Origin of the sequence: Nonomuraea sp. NPDC059023 (assembly GCF_042740095.1) — a bacterium.
Taxonomy (GTDB): Bacteria; Actinomycetota; Actinomycetes; order Streptosporangiales; family Streptosporangiaceae; genus Nonomuraea.
On sequence record NZ_JBHYIO010000002.1, the window covers coordinates 192,163 to 215,336 of the forward strand.

22 protein-coding genes are annotated in these 23,174 nt (G+C 72.1%); 7 read left to right on the forward strand and 15 right to left on the reverse strand.

Annotated features, from left to right (window positions below; all coding sequences use genetic code 11):
• Positions 1-123: 123 nt before the first annotated feature.
• Positions 124-594, reverse strand: coding sequence for an RICIN domain-containing protein (locus ACFWYW_RS04265; RefSeq protein ID WP_379609598.1), 471 nt, complete (start codon positions 592-594; stop codon positions 124-126).
• Positions 595-732: 138 nt separating this feature from the next.
• Between ACFWYW_RS04265 and ACFWYW_RS04270 the strand changes: the two genes are divergently transcribed.
• Positions 733-2,649, forward strand: coding sequence for a Xaa-Pro dipeptidyl-peptidase (locus tag ACFWYW_RS04270; protein WP_379609599.1), 1,917 nt, complete (start codon positions 733-735; stop codon positions 2,647-2,649).
• Positions 2,650-3,081: 432 nt separating this feature from the next.
• Positions 3,082-3,708 (forward strand): hypothetical protein, encoded by a 627-nt coding sequence (locus ACFWYW_RS04275; RefSeq protein ID WP_379609600.1) that lies wholly within the window; start codon positions 3,082-3,084, stop codon positions 3,706-3,708.
• A gap of 1 nt (position 3,709) precedes the next feature.
• Here the strand turns inward: ACFWYW_RS04275 and ACFWYW_RS04280 are convergent, their stop codons facing one another.
• The 11 genes from ACFWYW_RS04280 to ACFWYW_RS04330 all read right to left on the reverse strand — a co-directional run bounded on the left by ACFWYW_RS04280 (position 3,710) and on the right by ACFWYW_RS04330 (position 14,955).
• Positions 3,710-5,434, reverse strand: coding sequence for a hypothetical protein (locus tag ACFWYW_RS04280; protein ID WP_379609601.1), 1,725 nt, complete (start codon positions 5,432-5,434; stop codon positions 3,710-3,712).
• Positions 5,435-5,447: 13 nt separating this feature from the next.
• Complete coding sequence (locus ACFWYW_RS04285; RefSeq protein ID WP_379640902.1) at positions 5,448-8,243, reverse strand: PT domain-containing protein; 2,796 nt, start codon at positions 8,241-8,243, stop codon at positions 5,448-5,450.
• Between the two features lie 19 nt (positions 8,244-8,262).
• Positions 8,263-9,240 (reverse strand): porphobilinogen synthase, encoded by a 978-nt coding sequence (gene hemB, locus ACFWYW_RS04290; RefSeq protein WP_379609604.1) that lies wholly within the window; start codon positions 9,238-9,240, stop codon positions 8,263-8,265.
• Complete coding sequence (locus ACFWYW_RS04295) at positions 9,237-10,028, reverse strand: aspartate/glutamate racemase family protein (protein WP_379609605.1); 792 nt, start codon at positions 10,026-10,028, stop codon at positions 9,237-9,239. The genes hemB and ACFWYW_RS04295 overlap by 4 nt, the downstream gene beginning before the upstream one ends.
• 1 nt (position 10,029) lies before the next feature.
• Positions 10,030-11,175 (reverse strand): FAD-dependent oxidoreductase, encoded by a 1,146-nt coding sequence (locus ACFWYW_RS04300; RefSeq protein ID WP_379609606.1) that lies wholly within the window; start codon positions 11,173-11,175, stop codon positions 10,030-10,032.
• A complete protein-coding gene (locus ACFWYW_RS04305) occupies positions 11,172-11,888 on the reverse strand; it encodes a hypothetical protein (RefSeq protein WP_379609607.1) in 717 nt (238 codons plus the stop codon). The genes ACFWYW_RS04300 and ACFWYW_RS04305 overlap by 4 nt, the downstream gene beginning before the upstream one ends.
• Positions 11,885-12,115, reverse strand: a complete 231-nt coding sequence (locus tag ACFWYW_RS04310) for a hypothetical protein (protein WP_379609608.1) — start codon at positions 12,113-12,115, stop codon at positions 11,885-11,887. The genes ACFWYW_RS04305 and ACFWYW_RS04310 overlap by 4 nt, the downstream gene beginning before the upstream one ends.
• A 65-nt stretch (positions 12,116-12,180) precedes the next feature.
• Positions 12,181-12,384: a hypothetical protein gene (locus ACFWYW_RS04315; RefSeq protein ID WP_379609609.1), complete on the reverse strand. Its 204-nt coding sequence runs from the start codon at positions 12,382-12,384 to the stop codon at positions 12,181-12,183.
• Positions 12,381-12,569: a hypothetical protein gene (locus ACFWYW_RS04320; protein ID WP_379609610.1), complete on the reverse strand. Its 189-nt coding sequence runs from the start codon at positions 12,567-12,569 to the stop codon at positions 12,381-12,383. The genes ACFWYW_RS04315 and ACFWYW_RS04320 overlap by 4 nt, the downstream gene beginning before the upstream one ends.
• Positions 12,570-12,589: 20 nt before the next feature.
• Positions 12,590-14,245 carry an MFS transporter gene (locus tag ACFWYW_RS04325; protein WP_379609611.1) on the reverse strand — a complete coding sequence of 552 codons (1,656 nt, stop codon included), beginning with the start codon at positions 14,243-14,245 and terminating at the stop codon, positions 12,590-12,592.
• Complete coding sequence (locus ACFWYW_RS04330) at positions 14,242-14,955, reverse strand: hypothetical protein (RefSeq protein WP_379609612.1); 714 nt, start codon at positions 14,953-14,955, stop codon at positions 14,242-14,244. The genes ACFWYW_RS04325 and ACFWYW_RS04330 overlap by 4 nt, the downstream gene beginning before the upstream one ends.
• A 163-nt stretch (positions 14,956-15,118) precedes the next feature.
• On the opposite strand from ACFWYW_RS04330, the gene ACFWYW_RS04335 reads away from it, so the two are divergent.
• Together ACFWYW_RS04335 and ACFWYW_RS04340 are read left to right on the forward strand one after the other, a co-directional pair.
• Positions 15,119-16,357, forward strand: a complete 1,239-nt coding sequence (locus tag ACFWYW_RS04335) for a Scr1 family TA system antitoxin-like transcriptional regulator (protein ID WP_379609613.1) — start codon at positions 15,119-15,121, stop codon at positions 16,355-16,357.
• A gap of 314 nt (positions 16,358-16,671) precedes the next feature.
• Positions 16,672-17,499 carry an SAM-dependent methyltransferase gene (locus tag ACFWYW_RS04340; RefSeq protein ID WP_379609614.1) on the forward strand — a complete coding sequence of 276 codons (828 nt, stop codon included), beginning with the start codon at positions 16,672-16,674 and terminating at the stop codon, positions 17,497-17,499.
• A 66-nt stretch (positions 17,500-17,565) separates the two neighbouring features.
• Here ACFWYW_RS04340 and ACFWYW_RS04345 read toward each other — a convergent pair whose 3' ends face one another.
• The gene (locus tag ACFWYW_RS04345; RefSeq protein ID WP_379609615.1) at positions 17,566-18,384 is read right to left on the reverse strand and encodes a DUF4253 domain-containing protein; all 819 of its coding nucleotides are present in this window, start codon (positions 18,382-18,384) and stop codon (positions 17,566-17,568) included.
• A gap of 118 nt (positions 18,385-18,502) precedes the next feature.
• On the opposite strand from ACFWYW_RS04345, the gene ACFWYW_RS04350 reads away from it, so the two are divergent.
• From ACFWYW_RS04350 to ACFWYW_RS04360, 3 genes are read left to right on the forward strand one after another with little or no spacing between them, the layout of a single operon-like run.
• Positions 18,503-20,017 (forward strand): carboxylesterase/lipase family protein, encoded by a 1,515-nt coding sequence (locus ACFWYW_RS04350; RefSeq protein WP_379609616.1) that lies wholly within the window; start codon positions 18,503-18,505, stop codon positions 20,015-20,017.
• Positions 20,018-20,026: 9 nt separating this feature from the next.
• Positions 20,027-20,635 (forward strand): response regulator, encoded by a 609-nt coding sequence (locus ACFWYW_RS04355; protein WP_379609617.1) that lies wholly within the window; start codon positions 20,027-20,029, stop codon positions 20,633-20,635.
• Complete coding sequence (locus tag ACFWYW_RS04360) at positions 20,632-21,210, forward strand: HAD family hydrolase (RefSeq protein ID WP_379609618.1); 579 nt, start codon at positions 20,632-20,634, stop codon at positions 21,208-21,210. The genes ACFWYW_RS04355 and ACFWYW_RS04360 overlap by 4 nt, the downstream gene beginning before the upstream one ends.
• On the opposite strand, the gene ACFWYW_RS04365 is transcribed toward ACFWYW_RS04360, so the two are convergent.
• Positions 21,200-21,835: a TenA family protein gene (locus ACFWYW_RS04365; protein WP_379609619.1), complete on the reverse strand. Its 636-nt coding sequence runs from the start codon at positions 21,833-21,835 to the stop codon at positions 21,200-21,202. The genes ACFWYW_RS04360 and ACFWYW_RS04365 overlap by 11 nt on opposite strands.
• Positions 21,836-22,003: 168 nt before the next feature.
• A complete protein-coding gene (locus ACFWYW_RS04370) occupies positions 22,004-23,116 on the reverse strand; it encodes a TIGR03118 family protein (protein ID WP_379609620.1) in 1,113 nt (370 codons plus the stop codon).
• Positions 23,117-23,174 lie beyond the last annotated feature (58 nt).

Sequence of the window (23,174 nt, forward strand, 5' to 3'; positions counted from 1 at the left end):
GCTGATGTTCACCTGACGCGCCGGACGGTAAAGTACTCGGCTTTTGATCCGCTTTCGATGCTTCGCGGGGCACGTGAGAGGCCCGGACGGGATCGCGTTCCCGTCCGGGCCTCGGTCCATCAGCTAGTCCTGGGTCCACTTCCCGTAGCCGGACGGGTTCACGCTGCCCCTCGTCGCCCGGACGTCCTTACCGCTCTTCTCGTCGTAGAGCGTCTCCTTGTCCGTCGCGCTGCGGATGGTGTTGTTCTCGATGTACCAGTTCTGGTTGACCAGCTTGGAGGCGTACGGCTGGGTGATGACCCCGTTGGAACCGGTGTGCCGGAACTCCAGGAACCGCCCGGTCGCCTTGTTCTTCAGGAAGTACCAGCCCGGCCTGATGCCCGGCTCGATGTACCAGCGCTGGTAGTCCTTGGAGTTGCACGCGATGGAGTAGACGTCGCCGGCCTTGTTGCTGTCGAGGCAGTGGTTGCTGCCGAAGTTGATGAACTTGTACGGCCCGGCGGCCGACGCGGCCGAAACCGGAGCGTTGCCGACCATGGACAGTCCGGCGGTGAGGAGGGCGGCGACCGCGGCGGCCTTCGTGATTCTCAGCATGGGCCAGACGGTAGAACGCACCGTTATCGATTGGCTTTTGATCGTTTGTCCGGTAATGGCGGCAGGTGGGGGGTTGATCAGGTTGGGGGTTCGTGACACATTGCGGATGTTTTTCGTCAATAGTCACGGAGGACACGCGTGCCACAATTATCCCCAGCCATCGCCGCGATCGCCGTCACCCTGGCGCTCGCCACCCCCGCCCAGGCCACGGCCGATCCGGCCGTCACCGTGGCGAACGGCCGGACCCAGCCGGTCTTCTCCTACGCCGACGCCGTACGCGAGCACGTCTACGTCGAGGCGCCGCTCGACAGCGACGGGGACCGCAGGCTCGACCGGGTACGGGTGGACATCATCCGGCCCAAGGAGTCCGGCCCGGGGCTGAAGGTTCCGGTCATCATCGATGAGAGCCCCTACTACGACAATTCCGGGCGAGGCAACGAGGGCGAGCGGAAGGTTTACGACGCCGCCGGGAACGTGGTCAAGTTCCCCCTCTTCTACGACAACTACTTCGTGCCGCGCGGCTACGCCGTACTGAACGTCGACATGCTCGGCACCACCCGCTCCGACGGCTGCCCCGACATCGGCGGGCGGGCCGACGTGCTCGGCGGCAAGGCCGTCATCGACTGGCTGAACGGCCGCGCCAAGGCCTACCGCGCCGACGGCAGCCCCGCCCTCGCCGACTGGACGAACGGCAAGTCCGCGATGATCGGCAAGTCGTACGACGGCACGCTGGCCAACGCCGTCGCGGCCACCGGCGTCGACGGGCTCAAGACCATCGTCCCGATCTCGGCCATCAGCTCGTGGTACAAGTACCAGCGCTCCAACGGGGTGGTCTACAACTACGACTACGCCTCCTGGCTGGCCAACTACGTGGACACCGATCCCGAGCCGAAGTGCAAGGCCGTACGCGACAGGATGGACGCCGACGACGGCGACGCCACGGGCAACTACAACGCGTTCTGGGCCCTGCGCGACTACATCGCCGGGCTGCAGGGCGACGTGTCCAAGGTCAAGGCGAGCGTCTTCGTCGCCCACACCAGCAACGACCTCAACGTGAAGCCGGACAACTTCTCCATCTGGTGGAAGAAGCTGGCCGAGCGGAACGTCCCGCGCAAGATCTGGGTCGGCCACTACCAGCACGTCGACCCGTTCGACTTCGAGGGCCGCCGCGACCTGTGGGTGGACACGTTGCACCGCTGGTTCGACTACTGGCTGCACGACGTACGCAACGGGATCATGAACGAGCCCAGGGCCGACGTCCAGCTCTCGCCCACCGAGTGGATCACCCAGCGCGACTGGCCGGCGCCGAACGCCGCCCAGGTGAGCCTGCGGCCCGGCGCCGACGGCTCGCTCGGCCTGAAGCCAGCCAGGCGCGGCACGACGGCGACGTTCACCGACACCAGGCTGAGCGAGGAGCAGATGGTCGCCGACGTCGGCACCCCGCACCCGGGCCGGGTCGCCTTCACCACCGGCGAGCTCCCGCTCAACATGCGTCTGTCCGGTACGCCGAACGTGGACCTGCGGGTGTCGCTCGACAAGTCCACCTCGAACCTGACCGCCCTGCTCGTCGACTTCGGCGAGGACACCCGCGTCGACTGGCGGCGCGGCCTCGGCATCACCACGCTGACCGAGGAGAGCTGCCACGGCGAGAGCACGGCCCAGGACGACGCCTGCTACAAGAAGACGATCACCAACGTGGCCACGCGCCCGCTTGAGATCGTCGCCCGCGGCTGGATCGACGTGCAGAACCGCGACTCGTCGCTGGTCTCGCAGCCGGTGCCGCCCGGAACGTCGGTGAAGGTGGCGTGGGACACGCTGCCCCACGACTACACGTTCAAGAAGGGTCACCGGATCGGCCTGGTGATCGCCGGCACCGACGCCGACTACAGCGGTGAGGCGGGCACCGGAGCGAAGGTCACCGTGGACCTGGCCAAGAGCCAGGTGCGGGTGCCGTTCGTGGTCGGCAGCCCGCTGGCGGACGTGCCGCAGGACAGGACGGCCTTCCGCGGTCCGGCGCTGCTCGACCTGCCGGAGCCGGAGAACACGTTCTTCTAACCGGACCCTGGCCCGGGGCTTGGCGGCCCCGGGCCCCTTTTTGCCGATTTTTCGCGTTATGGGGAGTCAAAGACGATGACACACCCGTACGACGCCGGCCGGCACCGCGACGCCGACCCCGGCCCCCAGACCCCACCCTGGCCCGACCCCGACCCCGGCCACCAGACCCCGTCAGCCCGACAGGACACATCGGGACCCGACACTTCACGCTCCAACGCTCTCGGCCGACGAGACACACCCCGATCAGAGGCCGGGTCCGACGCCCCACGGCCCGACGCTCCGTGGCCCGGCACTTCGCAGTCCGACCGTTCGCAGTCCGACCGTTCGCAGTCCGGCACTGCGCGGTCCGACACGTCGTGGTCCGGCGCCGGGTCCGATGACCGGGGCGCGTCCTGGTCCGGGGGTGGGGAGCAGGGTGGGTCGGGGTCGGATGTGTGGGAGAGCCGGCCGCGTACCCGGTGGCCGGGGGAGCCGGAGCCCGATGTGCTGGACGACTGGCCGGGGCGCGGGCACCTCAGGATGCGGGCCGTGGTGCCCGTCGCCGCCGGGATGGTGGTGCTGGCGGGGCTCGGCGCCTGGCTCGGACTGAGCGGGGGCGATCCGGACGAGCGGCCCGCCGTGGCCACGCCCGAGGTCAGTCTCATGGAGGTGCCGGGGGAGGTGGTCTTCACGCCGCTGCCGAGCCGTACCCCCGAGGAGCCCGGGACGAGCGGGCCCGCACGGGAGCCGAGCGCCGAGCCCACGGCCGGCGCGCGCGAGCCGACCACCAAACCCCCAGCCCAGCCGAGCGCTAAGCCCTCCACGAAGCCGAGCGCCCGGCCGAGTGCGAAACCGTCGGCCAAGCCGAGTGCGAAACCGAGTGCGAAGCCGAGCAGCAAACCGAGTGCGAAGCCGAGCGCCAGGCCGTCCGCGAAACCGTCGGGCAAGCCGTCGGCCCTGCCGTCCGCCAAGCCCACCCAGGCGCCCACCCAGAAGCCCAGCTCGCCCCCGTCCGGCGGGGAGCCCGAGCCCACCTGCGACAACTGGGTGGATTGTCATGATCTGCCGCCCGACATGTGACTCACACCAGCACGAAGATCTCGCTGACACCCTTGGCCAGCGCCTGGATGTCCGCGCTCACGCTCACCTCCGGATTGCCCGGATCGAACAGCACCGACAGCCGTTCCCGCATGCCCTTGCCGATCAGGGCCTGCCACACCGCGTTCGGCGCCAGGCCGGCGTCGAGGATGCGGCGGTGGTCGGCGTCGTAGCTGATCCGGTGGCCCCACAGGGTGACGGTCTGCGCGCCGAGGCCGATCGCGTTGCCGACCCGGGCGTCGACTTCGGCCTGCGCGCGTTCCTTGTCCCAGGGGGAGCTCTGGCCGGCGTGGGTCAGGCCGTACTCGCGCGAGCCGATCTGTACCACGGCGTCCCATCCGAGCGCCTTGACCGCCATCCACTGGGCCTGCGCGGCGATGGCCGGGGTGATCGCGCTCTCCTGGCCGTCCAGGGTGACCTTGAAGCCGCTGTACGACTTGCCGAACAGGCCGGAGGCCACGTACACGCGGTCCACCCCGGAGGTGCGGATGTAGTCGTCGACCCGCGAGCGCGTCACCAGCGGATAGCGCGAGCGCATGTCCGCGACGCACTGCTCGGCCTGGCCGCAGCCGAGTTCGGGCACCACGACGCCCATCGCCAGCCGTTTGCCGGGCAGCTTCGCCCGCAGCGCCTTCGTCGCCTCGGAGACGAACCGCTTGACCTGCGACGCCGAGGTGAAGTCACGGAAGCCCAGGTAGTCGGCGAACTTCACGCCCACCACGCCCGGCCGCTTCGCCGCCGCCACGAGCTTGGCCACCGCCGCCCTGAACTGCGCGTCACCGGCGCGGAAGTCGTCGGCCAGGTCGTTCTCCACCCAGATCCGCAGCCCGGCCTTGCTCGCGGCCGTGATCGCGGTGGCGACGGGCGCGGTGGAGCCCACGGTGGGCCCGGGCCCTAGCTCGTCGGAGGGCGCCGGCGAGGGTACGGCGGGCCGCCCCGTCTCACCGGTGTCACCCTTGCCGGGATCCGTCGTACCGGGGTCCGTCGTCCTGGAGTCTGTCGTACCCGGGTCTGTCGTACCCGGGTCTGTCGTTCCTGGGTCCGTCGTACCCCGGTCTGTCGTACCCCGGTCCGTCGTACCCGGGTCTGTCCTACCAGGGTCCGTCGTACCGGAGTCGGTCCTGCCGGGGTCCGTCGTGCCGGAGTCTGAGGGGGCACGGTCGGTGCCGTCGCGGTCGGCGGGGGTCATGGCGTCGGGCGGCGGGCTGGTCAGGACCTGCTTCTTGCCGTTCACGTACTTCTCGTAGGTGACCTGGTTGTTCACCATGTTGATGCACTTGTACCAGCCGCTCGGCAACTCCTCGCAGAACGTCTGCCCGCCCCGGCAGTTCGGCTCCTTCGACAGGTCCGTCTTCTGGTTGCAGCGCACGTAGTTCTGCGGCAACGGGCGCGCCTTCTCGAAGTTGGCCCCGCCGTCCGCCGCCCAGAACGCCGCCACCTTCGCCGCGTCCTGCGGCGGCGTCAGCCATTCGCACACCACGTACGACGGGGTGTCGGCGGGCAGCACGTCCTTGCACGAGTCGCCCTGCTTCACGTCGAGCGCCTTCTCCTGGGCCGACGTCGGCCGCGTACCGGATGGCCCGGAACCCGGGATGCTGCCCGGATCCGCCATCGCCAGGAACGGCATGAAGAACACCAGCGCGATCACGATCCCGGCGACGGCGAACTGCTTCTCGCGCCGGGAGATGCCGGTGAAGAACCCTTTCATCAGATCCCCTGCCTCAGTAGTCGGCGCTGTTCGGGCTGCAGTTGCTCCAGTAGCCGCCGCCCTTCATGTCGGGCACGAACGTGCCCTTGTCCTTGGCCACCGTCCACGACACGCTCATCGTCAGCGTGCCGTCGCCGCTGGTGGTTCCGGCGGTGGTGGTGCCGTCACCGGTCCTGGTGCCCGACCACGAGACGGTGATCGTGCCCGACTCGGTCGTGGGGGCTCCCGGGCAGCCGGGACGGCTGGTGGGAGCGCTGACCGTGTAGGAGGAGCCGGAGACGCTGATGTTGTTCGAGCCGGAGGCCGAGGTGATCTGGCAGGAGCCCTCGCAGTCGAGCGAGAACGAACCCGTCCGGCCCGACCCCAGCGACGCCGACGAGTTCGACAACCGCGCGCTGGGCGGCGGCGGCTTCGGCAGCTCGACCTTCTTGGCCATCGGCTCCGCCGACTCCCTCGCCGGACCCCTGTCGGGCGCCTTCGTGGGCTGCTTCGTCGGCTGTTTGGTCGGCTGCTTCGTCGGTTGTCTCGTCGGCTGGCGGGTGGGCGCCGTGGTGGGCTCGCGCGGCGGATCGGGCGAGTCGTCGGAGCTTCTCGTGTCCGACGGCTTCTTCGTGGCGCCGTCCTTCGGCTCCGCGGGGTTCGTGCTGGGGGAGGTGGTCGGCGGCGGCGTCCTTCCCGGTATGAGCTGTTCTGGATCGGTCGTCCCCCGGTTCTCCTGCGGCGGGACCTCCACCTCGGGGTCGGAGCCCGGCTCGTTCAGGGTGATCACGGGCCGGGGTTGCGGGGCCGCGGCCTCGCTGACCGTGGTGGGACGGGGGCGGGCGTGGATGCCCGACCACGCCAGACCGGCCACCAGCACCCCGGCGCCGACCAGCAGCCCGACCCTCGCCACCGAACGCACCGAGATGCGCGCCTCGGGATCGGCCTCGTCGGGACGGTCCTTCCAGAACTCGTCCCACTTGCCGCCCCGCCGTTCCCACGCCCGGAACTCGTCCTCGGCCAGCGGCTCCTCGGGGGTGGCCGCGGTGTAGGGGAGGGCGTAGGGATCACGCTCGGCGAAGTCGCCCCCGTCCCCGTGCGAGGGCCGGGTGTCGCCGCGCGTGGGGCTCATGTCCCCATGAGGTGGAACGGCGTCGCCGCGCGAGGACGTGGCGCCATCCCGAGAGGAGCCCGTGTCCCCACGAGGGAGACCCGTGTCCCCGCGCGGCAGGCCCGTGTCCCCGCGAGGTAGAGCGGCGTCCTCGTGGAACGGGGTGGCCTCGCCACGAGAGGTGCCGGCTCCGCGAGGGTCCGTCTCCTGGAAGTCGGTGCTGCGGTGGGCGACGGCGGGCTCGTGGGTGGTGGGGGGTTCGTCGGGTTCCGCGCCGTAGACGGGGGCCGCGTAGATGGGCGTCGCGTACGGGTGCCCGCGACCTGGCTGCCCCGCATGGGATGACCCGCCGGGCCGGGCCGGGCCGCCGAACCCCAGGGGCGGCCCGGCCGTCGGTCCGAGGGAGGGATCGGTGGCCTCGGCATCCGGCGCGGCGGTCCTGCGATCGGCTCCGAAGGCGATCAGCGCGTCCAGGTACCCGGACCCCGCCGCTTCTCCGGGCGTGTCACCGGAAGCACGCCCGGAGAAGGTGTGGTCGGCCGAAACCCGCGCGGACGAGGCGCCGGAACCCCGGCCAGACGACGCGCCCCCGGTGGGGAAAGGGCCGGATGGCGCACCGGTGGGCCCAAGGCCGGATGGCGCACCGGTGGGCGCCGGGCCGGGTGACGCGCTGGTGGCCTCAAGGCCGGGTGGCGTGCTGGTGGCTCCAAGGGCCGGTGGTGCGGCGGTGGGGCTCGGGGTGGAGGGTGCGTCGGGGGGAAGGCTGGGGAACGCGTCCGTCGAGGTGAAGTCCGGGCCGAGAGGGAGGGGAATCCGGCCGGGGGCAGCCGCGCCCGCCCCCGGTCGGACCCCGGCCCCGGTCGCCGTCGTGGGGTCGGCGACCGGGGTGTTCAGGGGATCGGCCGCCCGCGCGTCGGCGTACGCCGCGTGCGTGGCGGTGAGGGCGCTCGGCGGCGGCGTGGCCAGGGCGGCGCCGTCGGCCAGGCGCGCGTGCGGGACGCCGCCAAGACCGTGGGACTGCACGGGAAACCCGTCGGCCCGCCACCCCACCGTGTCCGGGGCCAGCGGCGAGGCGAGCGGCAGCAGGTCCGACAGCGGCCCGCGCGGCGCCGCGATCGGCAGGTGGGTGAGCAGGGTGGCCGCGGGCATCCCCTTGGGCGCGGCCAGGCACGACACGCACCCGTACAGGTGCCGCCCCAGCCGGGCGCGGGTGCTGCGGCTGGGCGCGGCGGCCCACTCCGCCACCCGCCCGGCCAGCTGGGCGCACCCGTGGGCGGCCCGTGCCGCGGTGACCGCGGCCAGCCAGGTCTCCAGCCGCCACGCCGCCTCCCTGACGGTGGCGTCGATCAGGGATTCGGGCACGTCGAACAGCAGGGCGATCTCGGCGTGCGGCAGGCCGTGCCGTACCGAAAGATCGAGCAGTTCCCTGTACGGGCCGTCGAGCGCGATCAGCGCCTCGGGCAGCAGGTCGGACATGCGGCTGGAACGCGCCCACGACCCGGTGCTCGCCGGGTGCGAGGCGGCCCGCGCGGCGCGGTGCGCGCGGGCCAGCGCGTACAGCCAGGGGCGCAGCGCGGCCGGGTCGGTGACCTGGCCCGCGCGCGCCGACGCGGTCAGCAACGTGCCCGCGGCGGCCAGCTCGGCGTCGGACTCGCCAAGCTCCGTCCTGCAGTAGTCGTACAGGTGAGGCCCGTAGTGCTCACACAGTTCGCGGGACACGTCTTCTCCTCCGGAGGGGCTAGCGGTGCAGTCGCTGGGCGACCTCGGTGGCCCAGTACGTGAGAACGATCCGGGCGCCGGCCCGGCGGATCGCGGTGAGGCTCTCCTCGATGGCCCGTTCGCGCTGCAGCCAGCCGTGCCCGGCGGCGGCCTCCAGCGCGGCGTACTCCCCGGACACCTGGTAGGCGGCGACGGGGACGTCGACCGCGTCGGCGACCCTGCGCACCACGTCGAGGTAGAGCCCGGCCGGTTTGACCATCACCAGGTCGGCGCCCTCCTCGACGTCGAGCTCGACCTCGCGCATCGACTCGCGGAGGTTGGCCGGGTCCTGCTGGTGGGTGGAGCGGGTGCCGACCAGCGACGACTCCACGGCGGTGCGGAAGGGCCCGTAGAAGGCGGAGTCGTACTTGGCGGCGTAGGCCAGGATGGGCACCCGCTGGTACCCGGCGGCGTCGAGCCCGGCGCGGATGGCGGCTACCTGGCCGTCCATCATGCCGCTGGGCGCCACGATGGTCGCGCCGGCGGCGGCCTGCGCGACGGCGACCCTGGAGTAGGCGCGCAGCGTCGCGTCGTTGTCGACGTCGCCGTCCGGGCCGAGCAGGCCGACGTGCCCGTGGTCGGTGTACTCGTCCAGGTTGATGTCGCCGATCACGACGGTGGCCTCGCCGACCTCGGCGGCGACGTCGGCGAGGGCGAGCTGGGCGATGCCCTCGGGGTCCCAGGCGCCGCGCCCGTCGGCGTGCTTGGCCGCGGGGACACCGAAGAGCATGATCCCGCCCACGCCGGCCTGCGCCGCGGCGGCGGCGGCCTTGCGCAGGCTCTCGCGCGTGTGCTGGACCTGGCCCGGCATGGAGGGGATGGGCCGGGGCTCTTCGATGCCCTCGCGGACGAACAGGGGCTGCACGAGGTCCGACGGGTGCAGCCTGGTCTCGGCGACGAGCGCGCGCAACGCCGCGGTACGGCGCAGCCGCCGCGGCCGGTCGGACGGGTAACTCATGGCCGTGCCCCCAGGATCCGCTCGGCGTGCTCCAGGACGACCGCGGGCGGGCGCCGGTTCCAGTAGCCGGCGTCGGCCCGGGCGGTGATGCCGAGGTCGCGCAGCCGTACGAGATGCTCGGCGGTCTTGACGGCCAGGCCGCCGGGGTCGATCACCGGCAGCCCGTGCAGGTCGCGGATGCCGAGGTGGACCAGGATCTCGTTGGGTATGCCCTCGGCGGGCACCAGCCATTGCGCGCCGGCCCTGGCCGCCCGCCGCGCGGCCGCCGTGTACGCGCGGACGAACGGGTCGAAGTCCTGGGCCAGCGCCCTGGTGACCACCGCCGCCCCGTTGTCGATCATCTCGTAGGCGGCCAGGGTGGCGCCGGCGGCCCGGATGTTGTCGGTGATCGGCTCGGCCAGGTGCGGGATGAAGCCGATCAGGCCCAGCCGGTGCCGCTCGTGGCGGGCGGCGTGCCAGGTGGCGTCGCCGTACCCGATGACGGGGATGGTGGCGCGCACGCGCGCGGCGGCGAGTCCGGGGTCCTGGCCGGCGCCGCTGATCCAGGCGGCGCAGCCGTCGCGCTCGGCGGCGCCGGCGGTGCGCGCGAAGTAGTCGCCGAACAGCAGGCCGAGCGGCCCGAAGCCGACCAGTTCCTCGGGTAGTTCGGCGGCGTAGGTCTGCGGCGGCAGGGTGTGGATCTCGATGGTGGTGCCGGGTCCGGCCACCTTGGACAGGTGCTCCGCGTAAAGCTTGTCGAGCAGCGGCGAGCGGCCCTCGACGGCGTGCTTCTGGAACCAGATTCGCATGTCAGGTGTGCCTCACGGGAAGGGGGACGGTGTCGAGCATGGAGGCCTTGGCCAGGTAGGCCCGGGTGGCCTCGCCGTCGGCGGCGATCGCGCGCAGCGCGGCCATGGCGGCGGGCAGCCGGGCGGCGTCGCCGTCCTGCACCCCCGCGACCCTGGCCTCGCTGGCCGGGATGACGTGGTCGACGAGGACGGCGCGGCGGCGGCGCGCCCAGCTCTCCAGCGCGGCAGGCGGCTGGTGTCCCCCGAGTACGCCGGCGAGTGTTCTGCCGAGGTCGACCGCGTCGTGGATGCCGGCGTTCATGTTGAGGCCGCCGGCGGTGGAGGTGACGTGCGCGGCGTCACCGGCGAACAGCACCCGGCCGTGCCGGAAGGAGGCGAGCACACCGCTGGCCAGGTCGTAGCGGTGCGTGCCGAGGATGTTCAGGTCGGTGAGGGCCAGGCCCGCCACCCGGCCGGGAATGGCCTCCCGGGGCGCGAGCCTGAGGATGATCCGCCAGTGGTCGGGCAGGCGGAGCAGGCTGCACGACTGGGCCGGATCGCGGACGTAGGTGAGCGGGGCCAGGCCCGGCAGCATCTCCTCCAGGCGCGAGCCCGTGAAGATGCGCAGCGCCTGGGTGGGGTAGCCGGACTGGGGGAACGGCAGGCCGAGCAGGGACCTGACGGTGCTGTGCGCCCCGTCGGCGCTGATCAGGTAGCGGGCGCGCTCCCATCCGCCCCCGGTCCTGACCCGTACGGCGGTGCCCGTGAGAGCCACCGCCTCGACCGGCGCCCCGAACCGGACCTCGGCATGCGCGTACGCGCCGAGTTCGCCCAGCAGCAGCGGCGTGAGCGCCGCCTGCTCGGCGTGCAGGCGGAACGGATGCGCGGTGAGCCCGGCCAGGCCCGCCATCCGCATCTCGGCCAGCACCGCGCCGGCAAGGTCGCGCCACTGCACCCGGTCCACGACCACGCCGCGCGCGACGAGGCCGGCCGCGACACCGAGCTCGTCCAGCAGGTCGAGCGTGGCCGGATGGATGGTGGAGGCGCGCGAGCGGGTGCCGAGCGCCGGCTCGCGCTCCAGCACGAGCACCGGCACCTCCGCCCTCGCCAGGGTGAGCGCCGCGGCCAGCCCGACCGGGCCGGCTCCGGCCACGATCACGGCGCTCACGTCGGCACCCGCTCGCCGTCACGGTGTTTCCTGCGGCCGAGCATGACCTGCTGGCCCGCGCTGGTCAGCGCCCACCACGCGCCGCACAGGTTGGAGGTCAGCACGACCCGGTCGTTGTCCTCGGCCAGCTTGCCGATCGCGCGGAGCGTGGGCATGCCGGTGCCGGTCAGCAGCAGTACGGCGTCGGGCGCCGCCCTGGCCTGCTCGATCTGGCCGACGAGCTCTTCGGTGGTCACCTCGTACGGCGCGAAGCGCTCGCCCGCCTTGACCGGGATCACCCTGGACACCCGCACCCCGGCCGCCGACCAGTACCGGTCGGCATGGTCGGTCAGCCACGGCTGGTACGGCGAGACCAGCGTGATCTCCCGCGTGCCCAGGTGTTCCAGCGCCCGCCGGGTGGCCTCGGTGGCCGAGGCGACCGGCAGGCCGAACTCGGCGCTGAGCTCTTCGCAGCGGCGCCGGTCGAGCTCGGGGCCGAGGAGATAGCGCGAGCCGCTGCAGGCCATGACCAGGGCGTCGAGCGGCAGGCCGCCGAACGAGCGGATCATGGCGGGCAGTGCCTCGTTGTAGGCGTCCAGGCGTTCGGCCAGTTGCAGGCCGGGCCGTACGGGGAAGCGGGTGACGTGCAGGTCCGCCCGCGCGCCCAGCAGGCGCGCGAACTCCGGCTCCACCGCCGGGTTGGCGGGCGGAACCACGACACCCACTCTGGTCACGATCTGCCTCCCGAGGGGTCGAGTGAGAAGAGCACGCGCAGCGCCTCCGCCAGGCCCGCGTCATGGGCCACGCGCTGGCCGAGGTCGCCGCCGAGGAAGGCGTCCACCACCCGCTGGACGGTCCGGCCCACCTCGTCGCGGGCACGGGCGTCCAGTTCCGGGACGCGGGCGGACAGGCGGCGCAGCTCCGCGTCGCAGATCACGGCCGCCCGGGCGCGCAGTGCCATCACGAGCACCGTGCTGCCCCAGGAGGGCACCGGAGCGGTCCGGGGTAACAGCGTCGGGGCGGTCATCAGCAGCCCGACCACGACGCGGCGCGGATCGCCGCCTCGCGACGGGCACGGGCGTCCATCGGGGGCTCGGCGTCCACCTCGACCCGGGCGCCGCGGCCGAGCACCTCGCGGGCCGCGCCGCCGATCCGCGCGGCCAGCTCGTCCTGCTGCTCGCCGGTGAAGCCCGGCTCCACCGTGACGGTGAGCTTGCGGCGGGCGCTCACGACGCGCGCTCCAGAGCCTGGTCGATCACGTTGATGGCCAGGTCGGACACCTGTCGGATGTGGCGCAGCCGGTGGACGGTGCGCGCGGTCGCCGCCGACAGCGCGGGCATGTCGTCGGTGGGCGTCTCGTCGGGGTTCTGGTAGGGGTGCTGGTACGGCCGGCGGGGTTCGTCGTCGTCGTGCATGAAGTGCTCCTACGGGGGGTTCAGCGCTGGTCAGAGGGTTGCCGCTGCCCGGGGACGCCAGGTGGCCAGCCAACCCGGACTCCGGACGGATCGTGGATGCCGAACCTGGCCAGCTCCTCCTCGGCCTCGGCGCGGACCTGGATGAAGCTGGCGCGCAGCTCGGCGAGCAGGTGGCGCAGCATCGCCACCTCCTCTTCGAGGGCGAGCACTCCGGGCATGGGAGTCCGGCCGGCCCCGCGGGCGACCCGCACCAGCGCGGCCGTCCCGATGATGGCCGTGATCCCGAGGCAGGCGGTGAAGACGGAGGCGAACCCCGGGGCGGGCCCGCTCAGGAACGGGTGCTCGATCAGCACGGAGGCGGCGGCCACGCCGATGGCGCCGCCGAGCATCCTGGCCGTGTTGATCGCGCCGACCGCCGCCGCGTACTGGGTCGGTTCGGCGGCGATCGTGCCCGCGGTGAACGTTCCAGTCGACAGCAGGCCGAAGCCGCTGCCGAGCAGGACCGCGCCCAGCAGGCTCCACATCGTGGGCGACGGCTGGGCGAGCAGGAGCGCGCAGCCGCCGCCGAGGATCAGCGCGCCCAGGTAGATGACGCCGTTGAGGCTGAGCCGGCGGCTGGCCAGCGTGGCCATCGGGCTGGCCACGATCATCGCGATCGAGATCGGCGTCAGCCACCAGCCGATCTGTATGGTGTCGAACCCGCTTTCGCGCAGGTAGAGCGGACCTGTCGCGAGCACGATGAACGACAGCGCGCCGTAGAGGAACGACGCGCTGCCGCCCCACAGGAACCCGGGCCGCCGCCACAACCCCATGTCGATCGCCCCGGCCGGGTGCCGCCACGAGGTGGCCAGTGCCGCGCCGAGCAGCACCACCGCCGCTCCGGCGCAGATCAGTGTCCGGTCGGAGGTCCAGCCCCACACGTCGCCGCGGGAGACGGCGATCACCGCGCTGGCGATGGCGCCGACGAGGGCGAAGGCGCCGAGGATGTCGGGGAGGCGGCGATTGCTGCCGCGCGACCGTGGCAGGCGGATGGTGAGGCAGAGCAGCAGGCCCGCCAGGATCGCCCCGGGCAGGTACAGGCCGCGCCAGCCGTACGCCTCCATGAGCCAGCCACCACCGCCCTGCAGGGCGAGCGCGCCGATCCCGGAGGACGCGCCCCACAGCGCGACCGCCCCGGCGCGGCGCGCGGGAGGGAGCTCGCCGAGCAGCAGCCCCAGCGACGCGGGGAACATCATCGCGGCGCCCAGGCCCTCTGCGAGCCGCCCGGCGAGCAGAACGTGCCAGGCGGGCGCCAGGATCACCGCGGTGGCGCCGAGGCCGTAGATCAGGAGGCCGAGCGCGAGCACGCTGCGCCGGCCGAGCAGGTCGGCGAAGCGGCCCGCCGTCGCCAGCAGCGCGGCGACCGCCGCGAAGTTCCCCGTGCTCACCCACGTGATCTCGGCGAGGGGCAGTCCCGCCGTCATGGGATCGGCGCTCAGCAGAGGTACGGCCAGCGTCGTCGCCGTGCTGTCCGCCATGATCGCCACGACCGCGCCGGCGGCGACCAGGCGCAGCAGGACGTAACCACGGCGGGCGCGGTGGCGGTGCGGGCGCCGCCGCTTCCTGGGTTTCTTCTCGGCGGCCTTCTTGGCCGCCGGCGGGAGCGTGACGTGCTCACGGATGGGCGTGAGCGTCATTGGGGACTCCGATTGGGTACGGTCGCAGCGACCAGGCGCTCCGCGGTGCCCACCAGGCGGGTCTCGGGTTGCGGTTCCGGGGGAGGGGCGGTCAGTCCGGCCAGGGTGCGGATGGCGCGCAAGGCGATGTCCAGGTGTTCGGCGCAGCGCCGGCGCACGCGTTCCTCGAGGCCGGTCACCTGGGCGAGCCTGATCCTGAGTGGCTCGACGGTGGAGGTGCGTTCCAGGTCTCCGAGTACGGCGAGCCTGGCCGGCCAGCGCAGGTCCCGCGCCACGCGGTCCAGGGTCTGCGCGGCGATGTCGGCCGGGTCGGCGCCGGGCCGGCACAGCAGCCGGGCGGCGGTCCTGAGGGCCAGCGAGGCGGTCCTTTCGTGGTCGTCGAGCCGGTGTTCGAGCGCGTTGCGCAGCACACGGGCGCGGTGGTCGAGCGCGGGCGCGCTCCAGCCGAGCACGAGCAGCCGGTCGGAGCCGACCTCGGTATGCCATCCGGCCAGGCCGATCTCGCGGGCCATCCGGTGGTGGACGGCCCAGAGCCGGTCATGAGCGCACGAATCGGGCTCCGCCCACACCTGGACGCCGCCCAAGGGCAGGTCGGCGGTGCGTATCCGGGCTTCAGGACCGGCTATCCGGACGCAGATCTGCTGGATGGCGAGGGCCTGCGCGCCCTGTCCGGTCTGGTCTCTGACGAACCACGAGCTGCCCTGGATCACGACCCGGCCACCTCTCGTTGTTAAGTGGCAGTTATCAGATACGGTTTTGATAGTGCTCAGATGTGTTCTAGCGTGTCAACTGTCACTTTCGTCATGGGAAGATTACGCAGGTCAGGGGGCCTTCCTTTACGCTGTGGTCAGTCCGCTCCCGACGGGAGGTTTGGTGGCAAATTTCGCTGAGCGACTCGATCACGCGCTGAGCAAGCGCGGATACACGGGTGCTCAGGTGGCCGCCGCCCTGACGACCGCCGGCATCCCGATCACCAGGGCCTACGTCAGCCAGCTGCGCACCGGCAAGCAGACCAACCCGACGCTGCAGGTGCTCCAGGCCCTGGCCAGTTACCTTCAGGTGAGTGTCGGGTGGCTCCTCGGTGAGGACTATCTGGAGTCCGGGGCCATGCAGGACCTGCAGTTGCGCGCCGCCGCGATCGGCGCCTCCGCGTCAGGCCTGTCCGAGGGCTCGCTCGACCTGCTGCGCGACGTCGTCGACATCGCCCGCCGCGCCGAGGGCCTGCCCGCCAGGACCGCGACCAACGACCTGCCCGACGCCGCCAGGCTCAGCGACATCGCCGTGACCGCGCTCGCCGACCGCCTGCGCGGCCTGCGGGTGGCCGCCCGCATGTCGCCCGCCGACGTGGAGTTCGCGCTCGGCCGCGGCGTGGCCGCCGTCGCCGCGATCGAGGAGGGCAAGCTCGCCCCCGCGCCCGCGACCGTCGCCCGCATGCTCTCCCTGTACGGCGTGGCCGCCCCGCACCTGCGCGAGCACCTGATGACGCTGGCCAGAGGCGAACGCGAGCCGTCCTGGTACGACGCCAGCACCGTCTCGCCGCTCGCGGCCACCGCCTACGCCCTGGAGGAGCGGGCCTCGGTCATCAGGACCTACCAGACCCAGATCGTCCCGCCCCTGCTGCAGACCGAGCTCTACGCCAGGGCCGCCATCCAGGTGGCCGGGCTGGCCACGCCCGGCCTGACCTCCGTCGACGACGCCGTCCAGGTGCTGCTGACCCGGCAGGCGCTGCTGACCAGGCCCGACGGGCCCGTCTTCTGGGCCGTGGTCGACGAGAGCGCCCTCATGCGCTCGATCGCCGGGGAAGACGTTCAGGCGGCGCAGCTCGACGCGCTGATCCAGCACGCCAAGCGGCCCAACGTGTCGATCCACATCGCGCCGATCACCGACCCGGCGTACCTGCCGCGGACCGGGCCGTTCACGTTGTGGCGGTTCGCCGAGCCGTACGAGCCGGACCTGGCCTGCGCCCACTGGATCGAGTCCGACGAGCTGGTCACCGACACGACCTCGATCGAGGTCTACCACCAGGCGTTCGCCAAGCTCTCGGTGATCACCACGACCCGCGACGAGACGCTCGACCTGCTCTACGCCCACCGCCAGCGCCTCGGTCCCTGATCACGCTGCGTACATCGGCGCACCGGGTTTCGGGCAGGGGGCCCGCCGGGGCGCCGGAGGGGGCCGCGGAGCTTGTCCGGTGCGGGGCCCGCGTAAACAGGCCTGTCCGGTATGGGCGCGGCCCGCGCCGGGAGAGCTTCTACCAGGGGTTTTCCGAGACCCCTCTGAACGCCCAAACAAAAAAGAAGTATTTCCCGAAATAGCTATTGCCAGACCACGGCGATTATGGATCATTATTGACTTCGGTCACCGCGTGGGGTCAGGTGCCAACTTTCCCGTGATTGTTTGTGGCGAGGGGAAAGGGCCCACACTCAATGCGTCAACGCGCCATCCGAAACCTGGCCAATCTCGTAACAGAGAAAGCCACGCCGACCCGAGTCCTAGACGCGGCAGCCGGAGGAAAGAACAACTTCTTCGCTGACCGAGACGCCGTCCGCCGCTACGACAGCGCCGCCGCCGTGAGCGCTACCGCCGCCAGGGAAGTCCACGCTTTCCTGGCCCGAGTCATCCGCCATCTGTCGTCAGTGGGAACCGACCAGCACCTGGTGATCGGCAGCGGCGTCCCCGGCGGCCTGCCGGCCGGACGCCTCCTCCACGACGTCGCCCGAGCTCATCCGCTCACCCCCAGCGCTCGCGTGGTCTACGCCGAATCCGACCCGATGATCCTGGCCAACGCGCACGCGACTATCGAACCGATCACCGACCTGGTGCGCGTCGTCGAAGGAGAGGCCCGGGAGATCGACACGTTGCTCGGCGACCGGATCGTGAACACGTTCATCGACTGGGATCGGCCGGTGGGCATCCTGATCGTCTCGGGACACAGCATCCTGGACGACGAGGAGTTCAGATATGTGCTCAAACGCCTCGGACAGGCCGGGCCACCCGGCAGCCATCTGGGGCTCCTCCAGGCCACCCTTGACGGCATCCCCGCCGAGTTGTTGCCCGCCGTCTACGACCTGATCGCCATGACCCTGCCCGGCTACGCGACCCGCGACCGCGAACGCCTGGCAGCCGTCCTGGACGGTCTCGACCTGGTCGACCCCGGCCTGGCGTGGGTCTCGCAATGGCGTCCTGACGACCATTGCGGCCCCATTCCACCGGAGTCCTCGGGCAACTACGGGGCGCTGGCCGTCTTGCACTGAACACCGGCCGGGGGCGCGGCGCCCGCCGTACCCCCGGCCGGCAGGAAGGAGGAGAGGCCCCTGGAGTCAGTCCCACCAGAACGACCAGGCATGGCCGCCGACCAGCTGCTCCGCGTAGCCGATCAGGTCGCCGGCCCCCTGCACCACGTTGTCCGGGCAGAACGTCCAGTGCTCGGCCGCCACGTGCAGGGCATGCTCGACGTCCCCGGGCGGCGCGGCCACGCTGAGTTCGAGGGTGTTGAAGCCTAAGCTCACCACACGGGCGCCGAAGCGGTCCTCCCAGCTGCGGATCACGGCGGCCAGCGGGACCATCCACTCGTTGTGGTGCAGCGCGCCCTGCCAGCCCATGACGGCCAGCGCGTCGGCGCCCCGGTCGACCGCGGCCAGGCCCATCGGCATGCCGCGCACCGCCAGCTCGCCCGCGTACCAGTCGGCGACCGCGCCGGGCTCGGCCACCAGCACGCCGGGCGGCGCCAGCCCCGGGCAGAGCGCCCCGAAGGGCTCCAGCTCGCTCAGCGCCTCGGCCGGCACCTGCGCCACCCACTCCTGCCAGACCTCGGCCATGAAGCCCTCGGCGGTGAAGTGCTCGATCTGGCCGGCGTCGTCGGGCACCACCTGGCCCGCCGCCCACGCCTGGGCCGACTCGTCGAGCAGCACCGGCCATAACCCGCTGCGGGCGTGCTCGGCGCGGAAGGCCGACCACAGCGCGCCGCCGACGGGCTCCTCGCTCATCCAGAACGCCGGCCTGGACGCCTTCTGCGCGAACCCGGGATCGGGCCAGACCAGCTCGCCCGCGGGCATGCCGACGGCCAGGGTGCGCCCCATGCCGCCGTCGGTGAACAGCTGGCGCAGCTCCTGTGGCAGCCGCAGATCATTCACGCCCATCGACGGAGATGGTAGTGCCGAACGCCGACATCGCTTCGAGCGGCAGGACATTTGTCCTGGGCGATCCTGGATCGACGTTCCTTCCGGCGGAGGTGCGGAGATCGGCACCGTGGGGTGCATGAAGATTCTGCTCGCGGCAGCCGTACTGCTGACCGGATGCGCCGACGCGCGCACGGCGGCGGGCCCCGACCCGGCCATCATCGACACGGTCGTCACCACCGACAAGGGCGCGGTGCGCGGGAGGGAGGACGGGCAGCACCGCCTGTTCGAGGGGATCCGCTACGCCAGCGCGCCCCGCTGGGACTCCCCGAGACCCACCGCGGCCTGGAAGGGCGTCCAGGACGCCACCAAGCCGGGCAGCCCGTGCCCACAGGTCGGGTCCGACTACGCCAAGGTCACCAGCGAGAACGAGGACTGCCTGTTCCTGAACGTCACCACCCCGGCCAGGAAGGGCGCCAAGCGGCCGGTCATGGTGTGGATCCACGGCGACGGCGCGCTCGGCGCCGGTCACTACTCCAACGCCAGGGCGATCGCCGCCGCGGGGGACGCGGTCGTGGTCACGATCAACTACCGGCTCGGGGTGTTCAGCGGGTTCGGCTACCCGGGCCTGCGCGACGGCGGCACCTACGGCCTGCAGGACCAGCAGGAGGCGCTGCGCTGGGTACGCCGCAACGCGGCGGCCTTCGGCGGCGACCCCGGCAACGTGACGGTGTTCGGCATCTCCTTCGGCGCGCTGGCCATCGGCGGCCATCTCACCTCGCCGGGCGCCAAGGGCCTGTTCCAGCGTGCCGCCATGCAGAGCGGCGAGACCATGATGGACATGCCCGCGGGCAGCATGATCCCCGGCCTGGAGGCCCAGCCGTCCTACGCCTGGCGCCCTGCGGCCCAGATCGAGGCGGTCGGCCAGATCTACGCCAAGCAACTCGGCTGCGCCGACCTGGCCTGCCTCAAGGGCCTGCCGGTCAAGAAGATCCTCGCCGTCCCGCAGATCATGAACGTCTTCCAGTCCTACGCCTACGGCAACGCCGTCCTGCCCGAGATCCCCTCCAAGGCCATCGAGAAGGGCCGCTTCCACCGCGTACCCGTGCTGGCCGGGGCCACCAAGGACGAGCACCGCATCTTCGCCGCCATGCGCGGCAAGATCGCCTACCCGCAGGCGCTGAAGGAGACGTTCGGCGAGCGCACGGCCGAGGTCGCCAGGGAGTACCCGCTCAAGAGGTACGGCAAGCCCGCCGTGGCCTGGGCCGCCGTCATGACCGACCGCGTGTGGGCCCGCGGCACCCACGCCCAGAACACCCTGCTGGCCAGGCGGACCCCGGTCTACGGCTTCGAGTTCGCCGACCGGGACGCGCCGATGTTCCTGCCCATCAAGGCCGATTTCGACCTGGGCGCCTACCACGCGGGCGACCTGCCGTACCTCTTCCCCGAGAAGGGCGTGAAGCTGAGCCCGGCCCAGAAGAAGCTCTCCGGCCAGATGCTCTCCTACTGGACGAACTTCGCCCGCACCGGCGACCCGAACGGCGCCGGCCTGCCCGCCTGGCCCAAGCTCAAGGGCGGCACCCTGTCGCTGGAGCCGGGCAGGATCCGCCCCATCGACTACGCCGCCGAACACCGGCTGGCGTTCTGGAACTAGCGTGGACCCATGACCGTGCGCGTGCTGATCGCCGAGGACCAGGGCATGATGCGCGACGCCCTGGCGCTCCTGCTCGGCCTGGAGGACGACCTGGAGATCGTGGCCCAGGTGCCGACGGGCCCGGAGATCGTCGCGGCGGCCCTGGAGCACGCGCCGGACGTGGCGCTGCTGGACATCGAACTGCCCGGCCGCAGCGGGCTGGAGGTCCTGCCGGAACTGCGGGCGGCGCTGCCCGGCTGCGCGGTGCTGGTCCTGACCACCTTCGCCCGGCCCGGGTACCTGCGCAGGGCGATGGAGGCGGGCGCCGCCGGCTTCCTGGTCAAGGACGGGCCGGTGGAAGAACTGGCCGCGGCGATCAGGCGGGCGGTGGCGGGGGAGCGGATCGTCGACCCGGCGCTGGCCGCCGCCGCCCTGCACGCCGGGCCAAGCCCGCTCACCGACCGCGAGCGCGACGTGCTGGCCGCCGCGCTCGACGGCGCCACCATCGCCGACGTGGCCGCCCGGCTGCACCTGTCGGAGAGCACGGTACGCAACCACCTGTCCTCGGCCATCGGCAAGACCCACACCAGGAACCGGATCGAAGCGGCCCAGCTGGCACGGCACAATGGGTGGTTGTGACGACCTTTGACGCGGTACTGAGTGACCTCGATGGAGTCCTCCGGATCTTCGACGAGGCCGCCCAGGCCGACATCGAGGCCCGCTACGGCCTGCCCCTGATCAAGACCGCGTTCCGGTCCGACCTCATCCTGCCCGCCACGCTGGGCCGGATCACCGAGCGGCAGTGGGTCGAGGCCGTCGCCGCCGAGCTGGGCGGCCACGAGCGGGCCAGGCAGGCCGTGGAGGAGTTCGCCGAGGTGCCGTTCTGGGTCGACGAGGAGGTCAGGGCGGTGCTGGCCAAGGTCCAGGAGCGGATGCCGCTGATCATCGTCACCAACGCCATGGACAGCCTCGACGCCCACCTCGACCGGCTCGGCCTCACCTACTTCGCCGACGCCGTGGTCAGCAGCGCCAAGGTCGGCCACGCCAAGCCCGGCCGGCGCATCTACGAGATCGCCGCCGAACAGGCCGGGGTGGCGCCCGAGCGCTGCCTGTTCATCGACGACCGGCTGGAGAACGTCGAGGGCGCCCGGGCGATCGGCATGACCGGCATCCACTACCGGGGCATCGCGGACCTGGCGCCGCTCACGCGCTAGCCATGTCGAAGAAGCGCCGTTCCAGGGCGACCGCCCGCCGGAAGACCGCGAGCACCTCGTCCCTGCGCCGCTCGCCGAGCTCGGGCCCGAGCCGGTCGAGCTCCCCGCGCAGGAACCCCACCCAGGCGCGGAAGTCCGCACCTTCGTGCAGCTCGATCCACTCCCGGTGCACGAATCCCTCCGGCAGCGGCTCCTTCGCCCGCGCCGCCCAGTCGAGATAGCTCCACTCCGCCACGCACAGCACCGCCGCGATCAGCGGATAGTCCTGCGCGGTCCTGACCTCGTCCATCAGCGCCCGGAACTCGGCCGTGACCGGCTCCGGCGCCGCGTCCGTGCTGCCGTTCAGCTCCGCCAGCGCCCGGTGGAAGTAGGTCTTCTCCTCCGTGGTGGCGACCTGTCCCAGGAATTTCCCGTACGGCACGCGGGCCGCGAACGTGTCCGCGCTCGCCACGGCCGCCCCGAGCAGGGCGGTGAAGGAGTCGACGAACAGGAAGTCCTGCTCCAGGTAGTGCCGCATGTCGGCGGTGCCGTTCGTGATGGCGGCGGCGAACGGGTGCCCGGCCACCGCCTCCCATTCCTCGGCGCACTGGGCGCGCAGCCACGTACTGAAGGCTTCATCACTCATGCCGCGACTCTAGACACCCCGTGCGCGCGGACGCCTCGGGGGGACGCGCGAACCCCGCCGCGGCCGGGGCCCGGCCGGGCGGGGTGTGCGGCGCGTGCAGAACTCCGTACCAGAGGAGATCACCGCCGCGGCGCGGGCCGCGCCGCCCGCGCCGGGCTGGAGAAGGACCTAGTAACCACCTCCCGTCGTCTTCGTCGGCTTCGGGGTGGGATCGCCGGCGGGCGCGGGTGTGGCGGGGCGAGAGCCCGCCGGCCGGAGAAGTCCGATCAGGCCGTGCTTGGCGCCGTCGATGCCCGCCGCGAACCACACGGCGTTCTCGCCGCCCGTGGCCGCGGTGCCGGGCTCCAGGTCCCACAGACCGGGCAGGACGACGGGGCGGCCGTTCGCGCCGCGCAGCGCGCCGAGGTGGCGGCCGCTCCTGAAGGCGTGCACGGTGCCGTCGCCGAAGTTGCCGACCAGCAGCGATCCGGTCAGGGCGCCGAAGCCGCGCGGTGCCGTGGTGATCGCCCACGGGGCGTTGAGCGGGCCGCGCCCGATGCGGCCGGTGAGCCTGCCGTCGGGGCTGAACCGGCTCAGGAAGCCCTTGCCGCGCCCGGGGACCGCCTTGCCGGTCTGGGGGTCGCGCAGCGCCGAGGCGACCCACACCGAGCCGTTGGCGACCGCCACGTTGAACGGGTGGTAGTTCCGGGGCAGGGCCCGGTCGCGGAACTGCGAGCGGCCCAGCCGTACCCGCTCGAAGTCCTCGTTGAAGGCGTGGATACGGCCACCGGCGAAGTCGGCGGCCAGCAGGAACGAGCCGTCGTCGCCGTCCAGCATGGCCAGGCCCTTGTAGTCGGCGCCCCGGGTGAACGCCGCGATGATCGCGTTGGCGGGGTCGGCCTCGGCGTTCCAGCCGGTGATGGCGCCGCTCGGGCTGGCGAAGATGAAGGTGGCGGGCTTGCCCTTGACGGTGAAGCCCTCGCCGGTGTTGACGACCTGGCCGGTGGGCGCGCCGCCGGGGACGGCGACCTCGGTCTTCTCCTTGGCGCCGTTGCCCGAGTAGACGGTGGCGGTGCCGGTCCCGGTGTTGGAGACCCACAGGGTCTTGCCCATGGCCAGGCCCCAGGGGTTGACGACCTTGGGATCGGTGACGGCGGCCTTGCCACGGACGTCGGAGACGAGATTGACGACGTCGAAGCGGTTGCGGGGAGTGGTGGATTGCGCCGGGGTGGTGAGGGTAGCTCCCAGCACGACCGCGACAGCACCGAGCGTGATGATGCCGCGTCTATGGGGGTGCCGCATCCGTGCCTCCTTGATATGCGCTTGTGACGCGAGATACGCGGGAGGCTGGAGACTGGTT